The organism is Micromonospora sp. NBC_00860, assembly GCF_045207375.1.
Taxonomy (GTDB): Bacteria; Actinomycetota; Actinomycetes; order Mycobacteriales; family Micromonosporaceae; genus Micromonospora; species Micromonospora vinacea.
On the sequence record NZ_CP108825.1, the window covers coordinates 3,599,126 to 3,617,011 of the forward strand.

General features: G+C 73.6%; 16 protein-coding genes. 4 read left to right on the forward strand and 12 right to left on the reverse strand.

The features are described 5' to 3' along the window. Positions 1–6: 6 nt before the first annotated feature. From OH804_RS16475 to OH804_RS16490, 4 genes are all read right to left on the reverse strand, one after another. Complete coding sequence (locus tag OH804_RS16475; RefSeq protein ID WP_196922300.1) at positions 7–471, reverse strand: DUF948 domain-containing protein; 465 nt, start codon at positions 469–471, stop codon at positions 7–9. Positions 472–619: 148 nt separating this feature from the next. After that, the gene (locus tag OH804_RS16480; RefSeq protein ID WP_406066565.1) at positions 620–1,327 is read right to left on the reverse strand and encodes a hypothetical protein; all 708 of its coding nucleotides are present in this window, start codon (positions 1,325–1,327) and stop codon (positions 620–622) included. A 2,498-nt stretch (positions 1,328–3,825) separates the two neighbouring features. Further along, positions 3,826–5,364 carry a replication-associated recombination protein A gene (locus OH804_RS16485; protein ID WP_406066233.1) on the reverse strand — a complete coding sequence of 513 codons (1,539 nt, stop codon included), beginning with the start codon at positions 5,362–5,364 and terminating at the stop codon, positions 3,826–3,828. 74 nt (positions 5,365–5,438) lie between these two features. Next, positions 5,439–5,660, reverse strand: coding sequence for a hypothetical protein (locus OH804_RS16490; protein ID WP_030335598.1), 222 nt, complete (start codon positions 5,658–5,660; stop codon positions 5,439–5,441). A gap of 140 nt (positions 5,661–5,800) precedes the next feature. On the opposite strand from OH804_RS16490, the gene OH804_RS16495 reads away from it, so the two are divergent. Then, positions 5,801–6,541, forward strand: coding sequence for a GNAT family N-acetyltransferase (locus tag OH804_RS16495; RefSeq protein WP_406066235.1), 741 nt, complete (start codon positions 5,801–5,803; stop codon positions 6,539–6,541). A 39-nt stretch (positions 6,542–6,580) separates the two neighbouring features. Here OH804_RS16495 and OH804_RS16500 read toward each other — a convergent pair whose 3' ends face one another. The 4 genes from OH804_RS16500 to aspS all read right to left on the reverse strand — a co-directional run bounded on the left by OH804_RS16500 (position 6,581) and on the right by aspS (position 11,325). Then, complete coding sequence (locus OH804_RS16500; RefSeq protein WP_406066237.1) at positions 6,581–7,867, reverse strand: MFS transporter; 1,287 nt, start codon at positions 7,865–7,867, stop codon at positions 6,581–6,583. A gap of 55 nt (positions 7,868–7,922) precedes the next feature. Further along, positions 7,923–8,531 (reverse strand): transcriptional regulator, encoded by a 609-nt coding sequence (locus tag OH804_RS16505; RefSeq protein WP_196922296.1) that lies wholly within the window; start codon positions 8,529–8,531, stop codon positions 7,923–7,925. A gap of 68 nt (positions 8,532–8,599) precedes the next feature. Then, positions 8,600–9,412, reverse strand: a complete 813-nt coding sequence (locus tag OH804_RS16510; protein ID WP_406066239.1) for an SDR family oxidoreductase — start codon at positions 9,410–9,412, stop codon at positions 8,600–8,602. Between the two features lie 107 nt (positions 9,413–9,519). Beyond that, on the reverse strand, positions 9,520–11,325 hold the full coding sequence (gene aspS, locus OH804_RS16515; RefSeq protein WP_196922295.1) for an aspartate--tRNA ligase: 1,806 nt from the start codon (positions 11,323–11,325) through the stop codon (positions 9,520–9,522). Between the two features lie 154 nt (positions 11,326–11,479). On the opposite strand from aspS, the gene OH804_RS16520 reads away from it, so the two are divergent. Together OH804_RS16520 and OH804_RS16525 are read left to right on the forward strand one after the other, a co-directional pair. Next, positions 11,480–12,214 carry a DUF998 domain-containing protein gene (locus OH804_RS16520; protein ID WP_406066241.1) on the forward strand — a complete coding sequence of 245 codons (735 nt, stop codon included), beginning with the start codon at positions 11,480–11,482 and terminating at the stop codon, positions 12,212–12,214. A gap of 56 nt (positions 12,215–12,270) precedes the next feature. Then, positions 12,271–12,894, forward strand: a complete 624-nt coding sequence (locus OH804_RS16525; protein ID WP_196922293.1) for a DUF998 domain-containing protein — start codon at positions 12,271–12,273, stop codon at positions 12,892–12,894. 86 nt (positions 12,895–12,980) lie between these two features. Here OH804_RS16525 and OH804_RS16530 read toward each other — a convergent pair whose 3' ends face one another. Both OH804_RS16530 and OH804_RS16535 read right to left on the reverse strand, forming a co-directional pair. Then, positions 12,981–14,027, reverse strand: a complete 1,047-nt coding sequence (locus OH804_RS16530; protein WP_406066244.1) for a S1 family peptidase — start codon at positions 14,025–14,027, stop codon at positions 12,981–12,983. 296 nt (positions 14,028–14,323) lie between these two features. Continuing rightward, positions 14,324–14,800 (reverse strand): helix-turn-helix domain-containing protein, encoded by a 477-nt coding sequence (locus tag OH804_RS16535; protein ID WP_366342279.1) that lies wholly within the window; start codon positions 14,798–14,800, stop codon positions 14,324–14,326. 55 nt (positions 14,801–14,855) lie between these two features. Between OH804_RS16535 and OH804_RS16540 the strand changes: the two genes are divergently transcribed. Further along, entirely contained in the window at positions 14,856–15,395 is a 540-nt protein-coding gene (locus OH804_RS16540; protein ID WP_196922290.1) for a PaaI family thioesterase, read from the forward strand. 100 nt (positions 15,396–15,495) lie between these two features. Here OH804_RS16540 and OH804_RS16545 read toward each other — a convergent pair whose 3' ends face one another. Together OH804_RS16545 and hisS are read right to left on the reverse strand one after the other, a co-directional pair. Further along, on the reverse strand, positions 15,496–16,437 hold the full coding sequence (locus tag OH804_RS16545) for an acyl-ACP desaturase (protein WP_181518646.1): 942 nt from the start codon (positions 16,435–16,437) through the stop codon (positions 15,496–15,498). A gap of 71 nt (positions 16,438–16,508) precedes the next feature. Beyond that, positions 16,509–17,837 carry a histidine--tRNA ligase gene (gene hisS / locus OH804_RS16550; protein ID WP_406066247.1) on the reverse strand — a complete coding sequence of 443 codons (1,329 nt, stop codon included), beginning with the start codon at positions 17,835–17,837 and terminating at the stop codon, positions 16,509–16,511. Between the last annotated feature and the right edge of the window lie 49 nt (positions 17,838–17,886).

Genomic DNA, 17,886 nt, shown 5'->3' on the forward strand with positions numbered 1-17,886 from the left:
GGCCGGTCAGCTGTTGCCGCGTCGCGCGGCCCGTCGCTGCTGCTTGATGGTGTCGCGTACCTCGCGCTCGGTCTCGGCGTGCCGGCGGCCGGCGGCGGCCTTACGCACGCCATAGCCGAACGCGGCCACCTTGACCAGGGGGTTGGCGGCAGCGGCGGAGACGACGGTGGCCAGGTTGGCGACGTTGGCGGTGACGTTCTGCGCGTGGCTGGTCATGGTGTCGACCTTCGCCAGCTGGAGGTTCACACCGTCGAGCGAGGTCTGCACCTGCTCCAGCGCGACGTTGACGTTCTTCACAGTGGTGTTCACGTCACCGAGCAGCGGTGCGGTCCGATCGTTGAGGTCGTTGATCATGCGGGTGGTGGCGTCAACCGTGTGCCGCAGCCGCAGGATGGGCAGCGTCAGGATGAGCACCAGCACCGCGAACGCGCTTGCCGCGATCAGCGCCGCGATCGCTCCAATGTCGCCCACGCCTGTCCTCCTCAAGCAGAGTTCCGCAGGACCCGACGTCCCCGGAACACACAACCATGGCACCCGTACCGGCCGCCGAGCCGTCGGCTGTCACCGGTGGCGGGCGTGCCGCCAGCCCCAGACCCTACCGTCCGTGATGGAGACCGGCTCAGGACGGTGAGGGTGTCAGCTCGCCCAGCGGATCCGCACTGACAGTTGGGAACGGGTCCTCACCGGTCAGTGACGGGTCGGTGGTCGGCTGCGGCCTGGTCCGCTCGTCGTCGATCGCATTGCGCACCTTCACCGACACCAACGAGCCGGTGCACTCGGTCGCAGCGGCCGACGGGTCGGCGGACGGGTCGGCGGACGGCACGACCGCCGGCTCACCGTCGACCGGCGGCGGCACGCAGGTCGGCTCGCGTACCCACAGGTCGAGGGTCAACTCGTCGCGACGCCAGCAGGTGTAGCTGCCCTTCGTCTGCTGCTCCGGGCAGCGGCTCACCTTCCACGGCTGCCACCCGTCCTGGCGCAGCGCGTCCTCGTAGACCTGCGCCGTCTCCTTGGGCGCCTTCTCCGAGGTCACGGTGCGCTCCCGCAGCCGGCAGTCGAGCAGGCACCAGCGGCTGCCGCTGACGTCGTCGACAGTCTTCGCGGCCGCCCACCCGGGCACGTTGAGCTGGTCCAGGTTGTCGAAGACCGGGTCACGGCTCAGCGTCCGGATGCCGAAGAAGAGCGGCACCGCGCCGAGCAGCACGACGCTGACCAGCGCCAACACCGCCGCGCGCAGGCGGCGCCGTTCACGGGTCTGCCGGCGTTCCTCGGAACGGGCACCCGGTGCGGCGTCGTCGTCCGGCGCGTCCTGTCCGGCCGAACGCAGCGCCGGCCCGTCGGAGGGCTCCGGTGCCGGCCGGTCCACCGGAGCGGACGCCGAGGGCACCGCGGCGGCGGCGCGGGCCACGCCGACCGGCTCGCCGCCGCGTCCGGGCGGCGGCACTGGCGCGACCCCGCTCGGCTCGGCACGACCGGGCTCCCGATTCGGTGGCAGGGCGCGTCCGGCGGCACGGTCGGCCGGCGTAGGCCGGCCGACCGGCGCACCAGCACGGGCCGTCCCCGGTTCACCGGTAGTCCGCTCGTCGGTGGGCAGCTGCCCGCCGGGTGGGCGGACGGCGGCGCGAGCCGGGCCATCCGGACGTGACCGTGGCGGACCATCCACACCCGGCGGCACCGCCGCACGAGCCGGGCCGTCCGGACGTGAACGTGGCGGACCATCCACCCCCTGCGGCACCGCACCCTGCGGCACCGCCGCACGAGCCGGACCATCCGGTCGGGTCGCGTCCCGGGGTGCCGCCTCGCCACCCGGGCCGGCGCGCAGTGGGCCGTCAGCGCCACGGTGCCCGGGGCCGGGTGCCGGCGCGTCGCCGGGCACGGGCCGGGCCCGGCCGGGTGGGGCGGAGCGGGCGGCGCCCCGAGCCGCGGGACCGGCGCCGGGGGCGGCTCGGCCAGCGGCGTAGGGATCGTCGCCGTGGTCGCCGGCGGGGCCGGGTCGACCGGGGCCGGCCGTACCGTCGGGGCCGGGCTCGGCTGCTGGACGACGCCGTCGGCCCGTCGGGTCCGGGGCGGGCGGTGCGTCCGGGCCGGGGCCTGCCACGGCACGGCCACGCCGGCCGGTGGGGTCCGGAGGGGGTACTGCCGCAGCGCCCCGCCCACGGGCGGGCCGTTCGCCGGGCGGCGGCGGATAGGGCAGCGCCTGCTCGCCGGTGGATCCCGAACCGTCGGGTCGGGCGGCGCGACGACCGGTCGGTGTGTCCGCGCCCGGGTCGACCGGCGGGCCGGCGGGCCGGCGGGCGGCGGTCTGCTCCGCGGCCGGGTCCGGCACGGCGAGCCGACCGGACGCCTGGTCGGCGAGGTCTGCCGGCCCGGTGGGCGGCGCCGGACGGCGTCCCCCGGCCGGCGGGCTGCCGTCTCGGCGGTTGACGACCGGCAGGCCAGGGTCGGTGTGTGGCAGTCGGCCGGCCTGGCGGAGCCAGTCCGCGGGCCGCTCCGGGCGGTCCGGCCGGTCCGGGCGGGGTTCGCCACCGGGGGGCGTTCGACGTTCCGGTTCGTCGGAGACGACACGGCGGCGACCGGTGCCGTCGGCGGGGCCGGTGGTGGGCAGGGCGCCGCTGTGCGCACCGGTCGCCTCGGGCACCGACGACGCGTTGCCCGAGCGGGGCACGGGTGGGGCGTTGCCCGAGCGGGGCACCACCGGCTCGTCGGGTTCGGCGGCGCGGCGACGCCCGCCGGCTGCCGGAGCGGGGCGCTCGGAAGCGCGCCGCCCGGTGGGCTCGGGTGCACCGGGGTCGGCCGGGCCCGGGCGACGCCGGCCGGTACGCGGATCACGCTCGATGGCGGGGTCGGGCCGCAGGCCGTCCGCGGGCGGCGGCACGACGCCAGCCGGTGCGCCGTCGAAGCGGGCCGGCCCGGGGGCGGCAGGTGCTCCGGCGGCCCGCGCCGGGTCGGTCGGGCCGGCGGCGCGCCGACCGGCGGGCGTGCCGTCGGCGGGCGGCACGGCACGGCCGGGCGGGACCGGCTGATCGGGGCCGGGTCGGCGGCCCGCCGGACCAGCGTCCGGACGGCGCAGCGGCGGCATCGCGTCGGGATGCCCGCCGGGTGCGGCGGGGTCCTGATGACGGCCCGGTGGAACAGCGGCGTCCGGGCGACGGCCGGTCGGGGCGCCTGAGGTCGGTGGGCCAACGGGTGGGCCGGGAGGGACCGCCGTACCACGGGAACGGGCCGGGCCGCCGGGCCCGTCGGGTGTCGGGCGAGGCCCCTGCGGGCCGGCCGGGTCACCCCCGCCCGGGCGGGCGGTGGGTGTCGGCGGTGGTACGGCGGCGCGGGCGCCGGGCACCGGCTGCACTCCTCGGCGCGGCGGCTGCCCGGGGGCGCCGGGGCCGACTGCGGGTGGCCCGTCGTCCGGGCGACGGCCCGCTGGCGGCGCCTCCCCCGGCCAGGGGCCGTCGACCGGTCGACGGGCGGCGGCACCGCCCGGTCCACTCTGGCGCGGGGCTGGCGGCGTCGAGGACTCCGGGCCGCTGCCGCGCGCACCAGGCGGCTCCGCCGGCGTACGGGGGGCGGGTTGTGTCGGCGGCCCGGGCGGGTCTGCCGGCGGCATGCCCCCGCGGGGTCGGTTCGGCTCCGCCGGTGCGCCGTCCGGGCCCAGCTCGGTGCGTTGCTGCTTGGCCGAGCGCAGGTCGTCGATCCAGCCGAACTCCTCGCCGGCGACCGGCTCCTCCGGCTCGGGCTCGGCGGCCCGACCGCGACCCCAACGGCGGGTCTTGGCGCGGGGATCGCGCCCCTCGTCCGGGCCCTCGTCCGGGCGGTCCCCACCACGCGATCTCACTGTTGACCCTCTCCTGCGGCGTCGGTGCCGCTGTCCTGCATCGTGCCGGGGGCACCCGTGCCCGTCGTCGGGCGGGTGACCCCCGGGGATAGCGCTGGCGCGGTCTGCGCCGTTACGGACGGCTCGGATGCCGGCGTCTCCGGGCGGGCGGCCGGGGCCGCCAGACCACGAACGATCCGGCGCAGCAGCGGCAGCCGGCTGGCCACCGACCGCTCGGCGCCGTGCGGGCTGGGCTGGTAGTAGTCGGTGCCCACCAGGTCGTCCGGGACGTACTGCTGGGTGACCACGCCGCGCTGGTCGTCGTGCGGGTAGCGGTAGCCGGTCCCGTGGCCCAACCCTCGGGCGCCGGCGTAGTGCGCGTCGCGCAGCCCTCGCGGCACCGGGCCGCCGCGACCGGCCCGGACGTCGGCGATCGCGGCGCCGATGGCGGTGGTGGCCGAGTTCGACTTGGGCGCGGTGGCCAGGTGGATCACCGCCTGGGCTAGGTTGAGCTGCGCTTCGGGCAGCCCGACGTACTCGACAGCGTGCGCGGCGGCGGTCGCGACGCTCAGCGCACCGGGATCGGCCATCCCCACGTCCTCGCTGGCGAAGATGACCAGACGGCGGGCGATGAACCGGGCGTCCTCACCGGCGACGAGCATGCGGGCCAGCCAGTGCACCGCCGCGTCCACGTCCGAGCCACGCATGCTCTTGATGAAGGCGCTGACCACGTCGTAGTGGGCGTCGCCGTCGCGGTCGTAGCGCACCGCCGCCACGTCGACTGCCTGCTCGGCGGTGGCGAGGTCGATCCGCCCGCTGCCGAGGGCGGTGGCGGAGGCCGCCGCCGCCTCCAGGGCGGTGAGGGCCTTGCGGACGTCACCGGCGGCCAGCCGGACCAGGTGATCCTCGGCCTCGGTGGTCAGGGCGAGTGCGCCGGCCAGGCCACGCTTGTCGGCGACGGCGCGGCGCAGCAGACCCCGCACCGCCTCGTCGTCCAACGGCTGCAGGGTGAGCAGCACGCACCGCGACAGCAGCGGTGAGATGACCGAGAAGTACGGGTTCTCGGTGGTCGCCGCCAGCAGGGTGACCGTACGGTCCTCGACGGCGGCGAGCAGCGAATCCTGTTGGGTCTTGCTGAACCGGTGCACCTCGTCGATGAAGAGCACTGTCTGCGGGCCGCCGGAGCGACGCTGACGGCGAGCCGCCTCGATCACGGCCCGGACGTCCTTCACGCCGGCGGAGAGCGCCGACATGGCGACGAAGCGGCGGTCGGTCGCCCCGGCCACCAGGTGCGCGATGGTGGTCTTGCCGCTGCCCGGCGGGCCCCAGAGGATCACCGACATCGGAGCCCCGCCGGAGACCAGTTGCCGCAGGGGCGCGCCGGGGGCGAGCAGGTGCTCCTGCCCGACCAACTCGTCGAGGGTCACCGGGCGCATCCGGACGGGCAGGGGCGAATCGTCGGCCACCGCGGTGAAGCCGTCGACACCGGCGGGACCGTCGGGCGCGCTGCGCGACCCGGCGGGTTCACCGAGGGAGAAGAGGGCGTCGGACTCCATCACGAAGACAGTACCGGGCCGGGCCCGCGACGCCGGAATCGCGCCGCGGGCCCGCCACCGGTGATCGGTTCCGGTCAGCCACGCCCGGGGCGACGACCCCGGTACCAGCGGCCGCCGCCACCGCCGCCACCGCCGCGCGGGCCACTGCCCACGCCGGCCAGGTAGAGCGAGAGGAGGAGCAGTCCGATGAGCACGAGGGTGTTCCAGTTGAACAGGTCGGGTGCGCCGAAGTTGGTGTCGAGCAGGTCGAGGAGCAGAGCGAAGCCAAAGACGATGGCCGCGAGAATGGCGAGCATGTCGGTCCTCCGGTGGGGGTTCCCAGTAGGTCGGCGCGTGATGTACCCAATCGGTCGACTCGCCAATCTCCACGGTGGAGGTGGCCGCCCCGCGCCGGCTCGGCGCGGGCGTTCCACCCCCGGCTCCTAGGCTGAACCGCATGATCATCGACGACCGGGTGCTCCAGGACCGGAGCGCCATCCTGGCCGCCGTCGGCCATCACCCGTTCGCCCGGCACGCGCTCGGGCGGGCCGTGCCGGCGCACGCGTACCGGCGCGATGGCGCGGTGCTGTGGCTGGTCCCGCCCGAGCACGGACCGGCCGGCTGCGCGATCGGCCCGGCCCAACCGGCGCTGGAGATCTGTGTCGCGCTCGCCGCCGACGGGATGCTCCAGCCCGGACAACGGCTGCACCTGCCTCGATACGATCGCGGTCTACTGGCCGACCGGTTGACGGTGGCCGACCACAGCGACTGGGACTTCCACTGGACCGACACGTCGCCACCGACGCAGCCGGACGAGCAGTCGGTGGTACGCCTCACCGACGCCGACCAGCCGGCGCTGGCCGCACTGGTCGACGAGTCGTTCCCCACCAGCACCTCCCGCCCGGGCGACCCACGGGTGGTCGACTGGTACGGCATCCGGGCCGGCGACCGGTTGGTGGCGTGCGGCGCGGACCGCAGCCAGGGCGACATCGGCTTCCTCGCCGGCCTGACCGTCGCCCCCGACCAACGAGGTCGAGGGCTGGGCGCGGCCCTGACCGCAGGGATGACCCGGGCGCTGCTGGCGCGCCACGACACCGTGGGGCTCGGCGTCTACACGCACAATGTCGGTGCGGCGCGGCTCTACCGTCGGCTCGGCTACACCAATACTCTCCCGCTCAGCTCGATCCGCCTCGCCTGACCCGCAGCAGGGGCCCCTCGCGGACGAGGGACCCCTTCCTCAGCGGTCGGCGGCGGGTACCGGAACCGCGGTCGGCTCGACAGCCGGGACGGCTCGGCGGCCGGCCAGCCAGGCGGGCAGGTAGAGCGGTGCGGCGACGGCCAGCACCACAGCGCCGACCACCATCGCGGTACTGATGCTGGTGGCGGCGGCGAGCGCGGTCAGCACCACCCCACCAAGCGCGCCGGCCGGCTGCGCCATCATCGAGTTCAGCGAGAGCACGCTGGTCCGGTACGGGCCGTCGACCTGCCGGTGCAGCAGCCCACTGTGCAGCGGGTTGGACGCGCCGTGCACGGCGTAGCAGGCCAGATACGCCACCAGCACGCCGACCGGTCCGGCGAACAACCCCATTCCGACCACCGTCACGCCCTGGAGGATGCGCAGCACTGCCGCACCCGGCGCGGCGCCGAACCAGCGCAGCAGTAGCGGGGTCAGCGCCGCGCCGGCCGCCGAGGCGAGCCAGGCGGCCGAGTTCGCCGGCCCGAGCAGCGCCGCCGCACGTTCCGGATCACCGATCACCTCGGCGAGCCGGACCGGCAGCAGCGACTCGAAGGTGACCATGCCGAAGCCCCAGAACAGTTCGACGGCCACCAACGCCAGCAGCACCCGGGAGCGACGCAACAGCCCGACGGCCTGACCGATCATCCGGGGCGCCTGGACCACCGAGGATCTCAGCGCCGCGAACCCGGTGGCCGGCCGCTCTTCGACCAGCAGCACGACCAGCGCGACGAGCGCCGCCGCCTGCGCGACGATGGCGGCCAACACGGGCACCGTGAGCGCGCTGACCGGCCCGATCGGGCCGAGCGCGATGAGACCACCGCTGAGCAGCGCGCCACCGCCGATCGCCCCGCCAACGACGGTGCCGGCGTACCCGAGGCCGCGCTCGTACTCGGCCTCCGGGTCGGCGGCCAGGGTGGCGTCGACGTACCAGGACTCCAACGGGCCGCTGTCCAACGCCCGGTAGACGCCCTGCAGAGCCCAGACCACGAAGAACAGCCAGAACGAGTCGGCCACCGCGAACAGCGCCAGCGAGGCGAGGTTGAGCACGCCGGCGGCGAGCAGCACCGGTCGACGACCGAGAGCGTCGGCGAGCCCACCGGTGGGCAACTCCAGCGCCAGCACCAGCAGCCCCTGCGCCGTGCCGACCAGCCCGATCTGCGGCAACGACAGGCCGCGCTCCTGCATCAGCAGGATCATCACCGGGATCATCAGACCCGTGGGCAGCCAGCGCAGGCCGTACAGCGTGAGGTAACGACGCCGAACCTGGCGTACGGTCAGCGCGCTCACGACGACACCTCCGTTCGCGACTGCGGGGCTCGCAACCCCGGCTCACTCCTCGCGCTCACTGGAGGCCCTCGCGCAACGGGTAGGCAGCCAGGAACACCTGCACCGGGCGGGCTTCCGGGTCGGTGGAGGCGGTGGGCTCGGCCTCGCGGTGGTACCGCTCCAGCACCTGCCACACCTCCGCCTTGAGTTCTTCCAGCCGGTCCGGCGGAATGGTCATGAAGATGTCGCCCATGCCGAATCCGTCCCGCCAGGCGGCCGACCACTCGTGCTGGGTGGCGAACCAGCGGTCGGCGGTTTCGGCGAGGAGACGCACCTGGTCGCCCTGGATCCACTCGATCGCGGCCCGGGCGTCGGGGTCGTCGTCGAAGTCAGACGGCTCCCAGTTGGTGACGTCGTGGGCGGCCTGCCACCAGCGCTGCCGCCCGCTGCCCCGGTCGGGATCCTCAATGACCAGCCCGACCTCGGCGAGCTGTCGCAGGTGGTAGCTGGTTGCGCCGGTGTTGGTGCCGAGCAGCTCGGCGAGGGTGGTCGCGGTAGCGGGCCCCTTCACGCGCAGCGCTCCGACCAGCCGCATTCGCAGCGGATGCGCCAGCACCCGGACCTGCCGTTTGTCGATCCGCACTTCCCGCAGCGCCGGCCGCGAGACGCCTTCGTCGTTCACCATGACTGCACACTATCTCTGCACACTTTCTATGCACAACTCTTGTGCATAGAAAGTGTGCACGCGCCCGTTCAGGGGGCGAGGACTTCGCGGACGCCGCGCAGCCGGGTGCGCAGCAGGCCGGCGGCGCGGGTGGAGTCGAGGCGGACATCCGTCGGGCGGACCAGGCCGGCCGCCGCGCTGGTCGTGGTCTTCAGCCCGGCCGCGTCCAGGCCGTACCGCTCGGCGACCAGCAGGCCCAACTCCGCCCGGCTCACCGCGTCCGGACCGGCCACGTTCAGCAGACCGGCGTACGCCGAGGCGACCAACTCCAGCACGGCATCGGCCAGGTCGGCGACGTCGATCGGACAGCGCAACTCGTCGCTGAACAGGGTGGCCCGGCCGGCGAGCGCGTCCCGGCAGAGCTGGATCTGCTTGCTGCCCTCCCCCACGATCAGGGAGGTCCGCACCACTGCGGCGCCCGGGTCGATCGCCCGCACGGCGGTCTCGGCCGCCGCCTTCGCGGCACCGTACGCGTGCACCGGTGTGGGTGGTTCGTCGTCGGCGTACGGCACGGGTCGTCCGGCGTGCAGCGCGTCGCTGGACACGTGCACCAGCCGGGCACCCGCCTCGGCGGCGGCGAGCGCCACGTGCGCGGCCCCGTCGGCGGTGACCGCCCAGTCCCCGTACCGGTAGGGGGTTCCGACCACGGCGTCCGGCCGCACCTCGGCGACCAGCGCGCGCACGGCGGACCGGTCGGTCACGTCCAGCCGACGTGTCGCGACTCCCGGCACGGCGATCTCACCGGAGTGGAACGTCCCAACAACCGACCAGCCAAGCCCGAGGCCCCGCCGACAGACCGACCGCCCCAGTAGCCCACTACCCCCGACAACAAGCACCCGCATCCCAGCCCACTCCCCCACCTAGGTCGATCATGAGGTTAACGAGCGACACGCCGACGCGTGGGCCCGTCAACCCCATGATCAACGAGGCGAGAGGGAGGAGATGCGGGTCAGACCGGGTCTGCTACCGGGGCTGCGGGGCCGGCCGTTCCCGTGTGGGCCGTTGCGGCGGGCTTGGGCTTGGCGTCGATGCCGGCCTCGGCGCGCTGCTGGGCGGTGATCGGGGTGGGGGCGCTGGTCAGCGGGTCGAAGCCACCCCGGGTCTTCGGGAAGGCGATGACCTCTCGGATGGAGTCCGCGCCGGCGAGCAGCATGCAGACCCGGTCCCAGCCGAAGGCGATGCCGCCGTGCGGCGGAGCGCCGTACTTGAACGCCTCCAGCAGGAAGCCGAACTTGTCCTGCGCCTCCTCCGGAGTGATGCCGAGCAGGTCGAAGACCCGCTTCTGCACGTCACCCCGGTGGATACGGATCGACCCGCCGCCGATCTCGTTGCCGTTGCAGACGATGTCGTACGCGTAGGCCAACGCGCGGTCCGGAGCCTCTTCGAACCGGTCGACCCACTCCGAGTTCGGCGAGGTGAACGGGTGGTGCACGGCCGTCCAACCGCCCTCGTCCGTGCGCTCGAACATCGGCGCGTCGACCACCCAGCAGAACGCCCAGGCGCTCTCGTCGATCAGGCCGGACCGCTTGGCGATCTCGACGCGGGCCGCCCCGAGCAGCTCCTGGGCCTCCCGGGTGGTGGCGCTCGCGGCGAAGAAGACCGCGTCACCCGGCTTGGCGCCGACCGCGTCGGCGAGCCCGCCCAGGTGCTCGGCGGAGAGGTTCTTCGCCACCGGGCCGCGCGCCTCACCGGTCTCGGCGTCCAGCACCACGTACGCCAGGCCACGGGCGCCACGCGCCTTCGCCCAGTCCTGCCAGCCGTCCAGCTCCTTACGGCTCTGCGCCGCGCCGCCCGGCATCACCACCGCGCCGACGTAGCCGCCCGCGTCGATCGCCCCGGCGAAGACCCGGAACTCGGTGCCGCGCAGGTACTCGGTCAACTCGGTCAGCTCGACGCCGTAACGCAGGTCCGGCTTGTCCGAGCCGTACCGGGCCATCGCGTCGTGCCAGGTGATCCGCGGGATCGGTCGGGTGATCTCGTGCCCGGCCAGGTCCTTCCACAGCGCCGAGACGATCGCCTCACCGAGGTCGATCACGTCGTCCTCGGTGACGAAGGACATCTCGATGTCGAGCTGGGTGAACTCCGGCTGCCTGTCGGCGCGGAAGTCCTCGTCGCGGTAGCAACGGGCGATCTGGTAGTACCGCTCCATGCCGCCGACCATCAGCAGCTGCTTGAACAGCTGCGGCGACTGCGGCAGCGCGTACCAGCTGCCGGGCTGGAGGCGCACCGGCACCAGGAAGTCGCGGGCGCCCTCCGGCGTCGAGCGGGTCAGCGTCGGCGTCTCGATCTCCAGGAAGTCCCGCTCGTGCAGCACGCCCCGGGCGAGCTGGCTGGCGCGCGAGCGCAGCCGCAGCGCGTTCGCCGGGCCACTGCGGCGCAGGTCCAGGTAGCGGTACCGGAGTCGGATGTCGTCGCCGGCCTCGATCTGGTCGTCCACCGGCAGCGGCAGCGGCGCCGCCTCGGAGAGCACCTCCAGCTCGACGACGGTCACCTCGACCTCACCGGTGGGCAGCTCCGGGTTCTCGTTGCCGGCCGGGCGGCGGGTCACCTCACCGACGACCTTCACGCAGAACTCGTTGCGCAGCGCGTGCGCATCCTCCTCGCGGAACACCACCTGGACAACACCGGAACCGTCGCGCAGGTCGACGAAGATGACCCCGCCGTGGTCGCGGCGGCGGGCCACCCAGCCGGCGAGCGTCACCGTCGAGCCGGCGTCCGCGGCGCGCAGGCTTCCGGCATTGTGGGTACGGATCACGGCTGGCAACTCCTCATCGTGGAACAGTCCTCACCCGCATTCTGTCAGGGGTGGCCGCCCCGCCTCCGGGCACCCGGCAGGCCGGCACGATTCGCTGGTGGGGTGGACCGGCGAACCCCACTCCCCCGGCAGCCGCGCCGGTTAACGTGGCGAAATGCGGCCCGTACCGAACTGGGCCGTCGCCACGGCGGCGGCGGCGCCCGTGCTGCTGGTGGCCGGTTGGACGGTGGCGCAGGCCCAACAACCCGTCGGGTACGACCCGGTCCGGGACACCATCAGCGAGCTGGCAGGGCAGGACGCGACCGACGCCTGGATCATGGTGGTGGCCCTGGTGCTGCTCGGCTGCTGTTACCTGTCCGTCGCCGCCGTCCTGCACGCCGCCGGGCTGCCCAGCCGCTTCCTGCTCGCGATCGGAGGGGTGGCCACCATCGCGCTGGTCGCCTTTCCCCGGCCGCCGGTCGGCGGCTCGCTCAGCCACGGCATCGCGGCGACGGTGGCCGTCCTCGCCCTGGTGCTCTGGCCGGCCGGCTCGGCACTGCGACTGCCGCGCGGTCACGACACCGAGCACCCCACCCGACCGGAGCCGCCCTGGGCGTTCCGCCGGGCGGTGGGGCTGAGCGCCACGCTCGTGCTGCTCGCCCTCTTCGGCTGGTGCGCGTTCGAGGTGACCAGCGGATCCCGCACCGGGCTGGCCGAGCGGGTCACGGCGGTGGCGGTCTCCCTCTGGCCGCTGCTGGCGGTCCTCTCCGCCCGACGGGCGCACCTCGCCTGGTCGGCCGGCGGCACCGTCCGCGTCGGCCCGGACCTGCCGACCATCGGCGTCCTACCCCCGGATCCGCTCGGACCACCGAGCGGCCCCACTCCCAGGCGACCCGACGGGCTGCCCTGAGTCGTCGCCGAGCGTGCGGCCCGGAAACGCGTCTGTCGCATCGTTACGATCGCCCGATGTCCGCCGTTCCCCGTTGGACCCTGCTGTCGGCCGGTGGCGCACCGCTGTTCCTCGTCGGTGGCTGGACCCTGGCGCAGGCCGCCCAGTCCGATGGATTCGACCCGGTGCGGCAGACCATCAGCGCGCTGGCCGCCACGGGTGCGGACCACCGCTGGATCATGACGGTCGGGCTGGCCGGCCTGGGCCTCTGTCACCTGGTGACCGCGCTCGGCCTGGTCAGCGCCGCGCCGGCGGGCCGAGCGCTGCTCGCGCTGGGCGGGCTGGCGACAGTGGTCCTGGTCGCGTTCCCGCAGCGCCCGGCCGGTGACTCGACGACGCACGCCGTGGCCGCCGGCGTCGCGTTCGGGGCGTTGGCCGTCTGGCCGGCCCTGGCGGTGCACCGTCGCGCGAGGCCGTTTTCCGACCGGGAGCACCGCCACCCGCCAGCATCCGTACGCGGGCTGGCGCTCGCGGCGGCAGCGGTCCTCCTCGGGCTGGTCGGTTGGTTCGCCGTCGAGTTCTTCACCGACGGGGCATGGATCGGGCTGACCGAGCGACTGGCGGCGGCCGCCGAGGCCTGCGTACCGCTGGCCGCGGTGCTGGTCTCCCGGCGGCGACCGGGACCGTCCGGGCCCGGCTGACCGTCGTCGCGGCCGGCGGGGTGCGGTGGCTGTCAACGCGACGCGGGCCGCCGGAATGTTCCGGCGGCCCGCGAGCGGTGCGTGGATCAGAAGACGCTGACGCCGTAGCGGCTGAGCGCCTCGGTGACCGGCTGGAAGAAGGTCGTGCCACCGGTGCGGCAGTTGCCGCTACCACCGGAGGTCAGACCCAGGGCGGTGCCGCCGGCGAACAGCGAGCCGCCGCTGTCGCCCGGCTCGGCGCAGACGTTGGTGCGGATCAGACCGGAGACCGAGCCCTCGGCGTAGTTCACAGTGGCGTTGGTCGCCGTCACCGAGCCGCTGCGCAGGCCGGTGGTGCTGCCGGAGCGCTGCACCGACTGGCCGACGGAGGCGTTGCCGGCGCCGGTGATGTCGCGGTAGCTGCCGTTGTAGAGGTAGACGTTGCCGGCGGCGTTGGCGGAGTTGTTGTGCCGCACGATGCCGTAGTCGTTGCCCGGGAAGCTGGTGCCGGTACGGCTGCCGAGCAGCGAGGTCTGGGCGGAGTTCGAGTACCAGCTGGCCGAGATGTTGGTGCAGTGCCCGGCCGTCAGGAAGTAGTAGGTGCTGCCACTGCGAACGTTGAAGCCGAGCGAGCAGCGCCCGCCCCCGCCGGCGTAGATGGCCTGGCCGCCGGAGATCCGGGTGCTCAGCACGCCGGCCTCGGCCTCGACCCGGACCGCGCCGTTGGCCCGCGCGGCGGCGGCCTTGACCCGCTCCAGCTTGGCACCGGTGACGGTGCTGTCGACGGAGACGACGACCTGGTTGGTGACCGGGTCGCTCCACCAGGCGGTGCCAGGGATCTTGGCGGAGCGCTCCAGCTCGGCCGTGGCCCGGTTGAGCTCGGCGGCACCGCGGGTGACGTAACGGACGACGGCGCCGGCCTTGCTCGCCTTGCTGGCGGCGGCGGCGTCGGTCACCGTGACGACGGACTTGCCGCTGGCGTCGATGTACGAGCCGGCGGAGCGGTCGCCGAGTTCCGCGGAGATCGCGGCGGCGGTGTCGGGCGAGGCGGCGGTAGCGGCCTGAGCCGGCGCGCCGATGAGCGAGCCGACAACCAGGGATCCGGAAACGGCGACTGTAGCCGCAACGCGGAATGAGGACCTCGTGGGTCGCATGTAACAACCTCCTGGGCGGGGGAGCGGGTCTGGCCGGGGGCGGCTGACCCGAGGGCAACCCGGCCGATCTGGGGAAACCGGCCGACTGAGACTGAAGTATTCACATACTTAAGATCATTAACAAGGCTTGAATTCGCCCGGATCCGCCGACCTTGACCGGCCACATGGCCGCAACACCCCCGACACGCTGGCGAACAGGCACCGTCACACCCAACCGACATCCGGTTCACATTGGGCGTGCACGATCATCGATGTCTCGTCGCGCTTGGCGTCGCGTACACCGCCCGCGACGGGCGTCAGGGGGTGCGGCGGCGGGCGCCGGGACCCGGACTGGGCATCACGTCGCGTGGCCGGGCCACGTCGTGCCCGTCGGCGCAGCGCAGCTCGGCGCGCACCTCGGCGCCACAGTCGCGGTGCGTGACGCTGAGCGGCGGACCCTCCGCGTCGGCGAGGTACCGGTCACCCCACCCGAGGACGGCGACCAGCACGGGCCACAGATCCAGCCCCTTCTCGGTCAGTCGGTACTCGTGGCGCAGCCGACTGCCGGGCTCCCGGTACGGCTCGCGACTCAGCACGCCCTGCTCCACCAGGCTGGCGAGCCGGTTGGTCAGCACCTGGCGCGGGATGCCGGTGCGCACCCGCATGTCGTCGAAGCGGCGTACGCCGGTGAACACCTCGCGGAGGACCACAAGCGTCCACCGCTCACCGAGAACCTCCATCGCGCGGGCGATGGTGCAGTTCTCCACTGACCAGTCCAGAGCCGGAGGTCGCATCCGACCAGGCTAGATCTCGTTGACAGACTCAGCAACCGGCTGCCAGGCTGCGTCCATGACGCAGACGCAGGAACCAGCGCGCAGCCGTACCTTCACGTGGGCGGACCCGTCGGTCAACGCGGCCCAGGTCGGCCGACGCGGCGGCCTCGACATGTTGCGGGCGATGATCGCCGGTGAACTGGCCGCGCCGCCGGTGATGCACCTTCTCGACATGACCCGGATGGAAGCCGACGAGGGTCGGGTAGTGGTCGAGCTGACCCCGCAGGAGTTCCACTACAACCCGCTCGGCAGCGTCCACGGTGGCGTGCTGTCGACCCTGCTGGACACCGCCGCGGGGTGCGCCGTGCACACCACCCTGCCCGCTGGCGTCGGCTACACCTCGCTGGACCTCAACGTGAAGTTCCTGCGCCCGGTCACCGTCGACAGCGGCACCCTGCGCTGCGAGGGCACGGTGCTGCAACGCGGTCGCCGCACGGCCCTGGCGGAGGCCCGTATCACCGACGCCACCGCCCGCCTGATAGCCCACGCCACCAGCACCTGCCTCATCCTCCCGCTCCCCCAACCCCACCCCACCCCGGACCACCCACTGCGTTGATCATGGGGTTAACGGGCGATTCGAAGATCGAACGACCCGCCAACCTCATGATCAACGAGGGTCAGGGGGGTGGGGGTGGGGGTGGGGGTGGGGGTGGGGGTTAGCGGAGGGCTAGGCGGGCGGCTCTTGCGTCGCGCTTCTCCTCGAAGCGGCTGGCGGCGCGGTCCAGGTTCTCCAGCTGGGCGGCGAGCTGCTCGCGGGCGGCTTCGCCGTCGGCGTTGAGGCCGGTCACGTTGAAGACGTCCCACTGGCGCAGGACCGGCTGCAACACCTCGTCGCGGTGCTGGCGCAGGTCGTAGATGCCGGCCAGGGCGATCGCCACCGACTTACGGGCGAACCCGTCGATGCCGCTGCCCGGCATCTGGAAGTCGGCCACCACGTCGGCGACGGCCCGCATGGCCTGGCTCGGAGCCAGCTCGAACGCGGCCGCGAGCAGGTTGCGGTAGAAGACCATGTGCAGGTTCTCGTCGGCGGCCACCCGGGCCAGCAGCGCCTCGCAGGTGGGGTCGCCGGTGGCCTTGCCGGTGTTGCGGTGCGAGATCCGGGTGGCCAGCTCCTGGAACGAGACGTACGCCAGTGAGTGCAGCACCTCGTCGCCGTGGGCGTTGGTGTAGCCCTCCGACATGTGCGTCATCCGGGCGCGCTCCAACGCCACCGGGTCGACCGCCCGGCTGACGGTCAGGTAGTCGCGGATCGCGACGCCGTGCCGCCCCTCCTCGGCGGTCCACCGGTGCACCCAGGTGCCCCACGCGCCGTCGCGACCGAACAGGGTGGCGATCTCGTGGTGGTACGAGGGCAGGTTGTCCTCGGTCAGCAGGTTCACGATCAGCGCGGTGCGGGCCACGTCCGGAATGGTGGAGTCGGTCGGTGACCACGCCTCGCCGCCGAGCGGCCCGTCGAAGGTCCGCCCCTCGCTCCACGGCACGTACTCGTGCGGGAACCACTCCTTGGCGAGCGAGAGGTGGCGGTCCAGGTTGCGCGCGACAACCGGCTCCAACTCGACGAGCAGGGCGGTCTGGCTCACTGTGGTGCTGACGGTCACGAGAAACTCCCTACGGTGGCGTAACTTACGCTACCGTAGGTCCCCGCGGCCGTCAGCGCCAGTGGGGACACTCAACCGACTGTGGGCTTGAGGTCTCCCAGGGGTGGCATCCACTCCCCCGCTGCGGCCGTGACCTGCTCACCGGAGCGGATGTCCTTCACCTCGTCGGGCGCTCCCTCGGCACCGGGGAACCAGACGTACGGGATGCCGCGCCGCTCGGCGTATCGGATCTGCTTGCCGAACTTCGCCGCGCTCGGCGACACCTCGGTCGGCACACCGCGCCGCCGCAGCGCCTCGGCCACCCGGTTGCTGGCCGTCCGCTGCTCCTCGCTGGTGACCGCGACGAGCACGGCGGTCGGCACCTCCCGCGAGACCGACAGCTCCCCCGCGCCGAAGAGCAGCCCGAGCAGCCGGGTCACGCCGATCGAGATCCCCACCCCCGGGTACGAGACGGCGCCGGCGCTGGCCAGGTTGTCGTACCGGCCGCCGGAGCAGATCGAGCCGAAGCGCTCGTAGCCGCGCAGCTGGGTCTCGTAGACGGTGCCCGTGTAGTAATCCAGGCCACGGGCGATGCGCAGGTCCGCCACGCAGAGGCCGGGCGAGTGCTCGGCGGCGGTCTCCACCACCCGGACCAGTTCCTCGATGCCCTCGTCGAGCAGCGGGTCGCTCACCCCGAGCGCCCGGACGGCGTCGGCGAACGAGGCGTCCGGGGCGGAGATCTCGGCCAGGGCCAGGCACGCCTTGGCCTGCGCCTCGCTCGCCCCGGCGGTCTGGGCCAGCAGCTCGGCCACCTTCGCCGGGCCGATCTTGTCGAGCTTGTCCACGGCGCGCAGCGCCGCCTCCGGGTCGGTCAGCCCGATGCCCCGGTAGAAACCCTCGCAGATCTTGCGGTTGTTGACCTGGATCGTCACCGGCGGGATCGGCAACGAGCGCAGCGCGTCCCCGATCACCAGCGGCATCTCCGCCTCGTGGTGCGGGGCAAGGGTGTCCCGGTCGACGATGTCGATGTCGGCCTGGACGAACTCCCGGTAGCGACCCTCCTGCGGCCGCTCACCCCGCCACACCTTCTGGATCTGGTAGCGGCGGAACGGGAAGTTCAGCTTGCCGGCGTTCTCCAGCACGTACCTGGCGAACGGCACGGTCAGGTCGAAGTGCAGGCCGAGCTGGTCGTCACCACCGGCACCCTCGGCGTCGGCGTGCAACCGCCGGATCACGTAGACCTCCTTGGAGGTCTCGCCCTTGCGCAGCAGTTGGTCCAGCGGCTCCACGGCGCGGGTCTCCAGCGGCGCGAAGCCGTACAGCTCGAAGGTGGCCCGGATCTTGTCGAGCACGAACTGCTCGATCATCCGCTGGCCGGGGGTCCACTCCGGGAAGCCGGAGATGGGCGTGGGCTTGCTCATGGGCGTACTCCTTGCGGTTCCGCGCCCGCGGCGCGGTGGTGTCGTGGGT

Coding starts and splice junctions, on each gene's coding strand:
- hisS (WP_406066247.1), bottom strand. CDS start 17,837: ATGAGCAAGCCCACGCCCATCTCCGGCTTCCCGGAGTGGACCCCCGGC.
- OH804_RS16530 (WP_406066244.1), bottom strand. CDS start 14,027: ATGCGACCCACGAGGTCCTCATTCCGCGTTGCGGCTACAGTCGCCGTT.
- OH804_RS16535 (WP_366342279.1), bottom strand. CDS start 14,800: ATGCGACCTCCGGCTCTGGACTGGTCAGTGGAGAACTGCACCATCGCC.
- OH804_RS16525 (WP_196922293.1), top strand. CDS start 12,271: ATGTCCGCCGTTCCCCGTTGGACCCTGCTGTCGGCCGGTGGCGCACCG.
- OH804_RS16510 (WP_406066239.1), bottom strand. CDS start 9,412: ATGCGGGTGCTTGTTGTCGGGGGTAGTGGGCTACTGGGGCGGTCGGTC.
- OH804_RS16505 (WP_196922296.1), bottom strand. CDS start 8,531: ATGGTGAACGACGAAGGCGTCTCGCGGCCGGCGCTGCGGGAAGTGCGG.
- OH804_RS16495 (WP_406066235.1), top strand. CDS start 5,801: ATGATCATCGACGACCGGGTGCTCCAGGACCGGAGCGCCATCCTGGCC.
- OH804_RS16540 (WP_196922290.1), top strand. CDS start 14,856: ATGACGCAGACGCAGGAACCAGCGCGCAGCCGTACCTTCACGTGGGCG.
- OH804_RS16485 (WP_406066233.1), bottom strand. CDS start 5,364: ATGGAGTCCGACGCCCTCTTCTCCCTCGGTGAACCCGCCGGGTCGCGC.
- OH804_RS16520 (WP_406066241.1), top strand. CDS start 11,480: ATGCGGCCCGTACCGAACTGGGCCGTCGCCACGGCGGCGGCGGCGCCC.
- OH804_RS16490 (WP_030335598.1), bottom strand. CDS start 5,660: ATGCTCGCCATTCTCGCGGCCATCGTCTTTGGCTTCGCTCTGCTCCTC.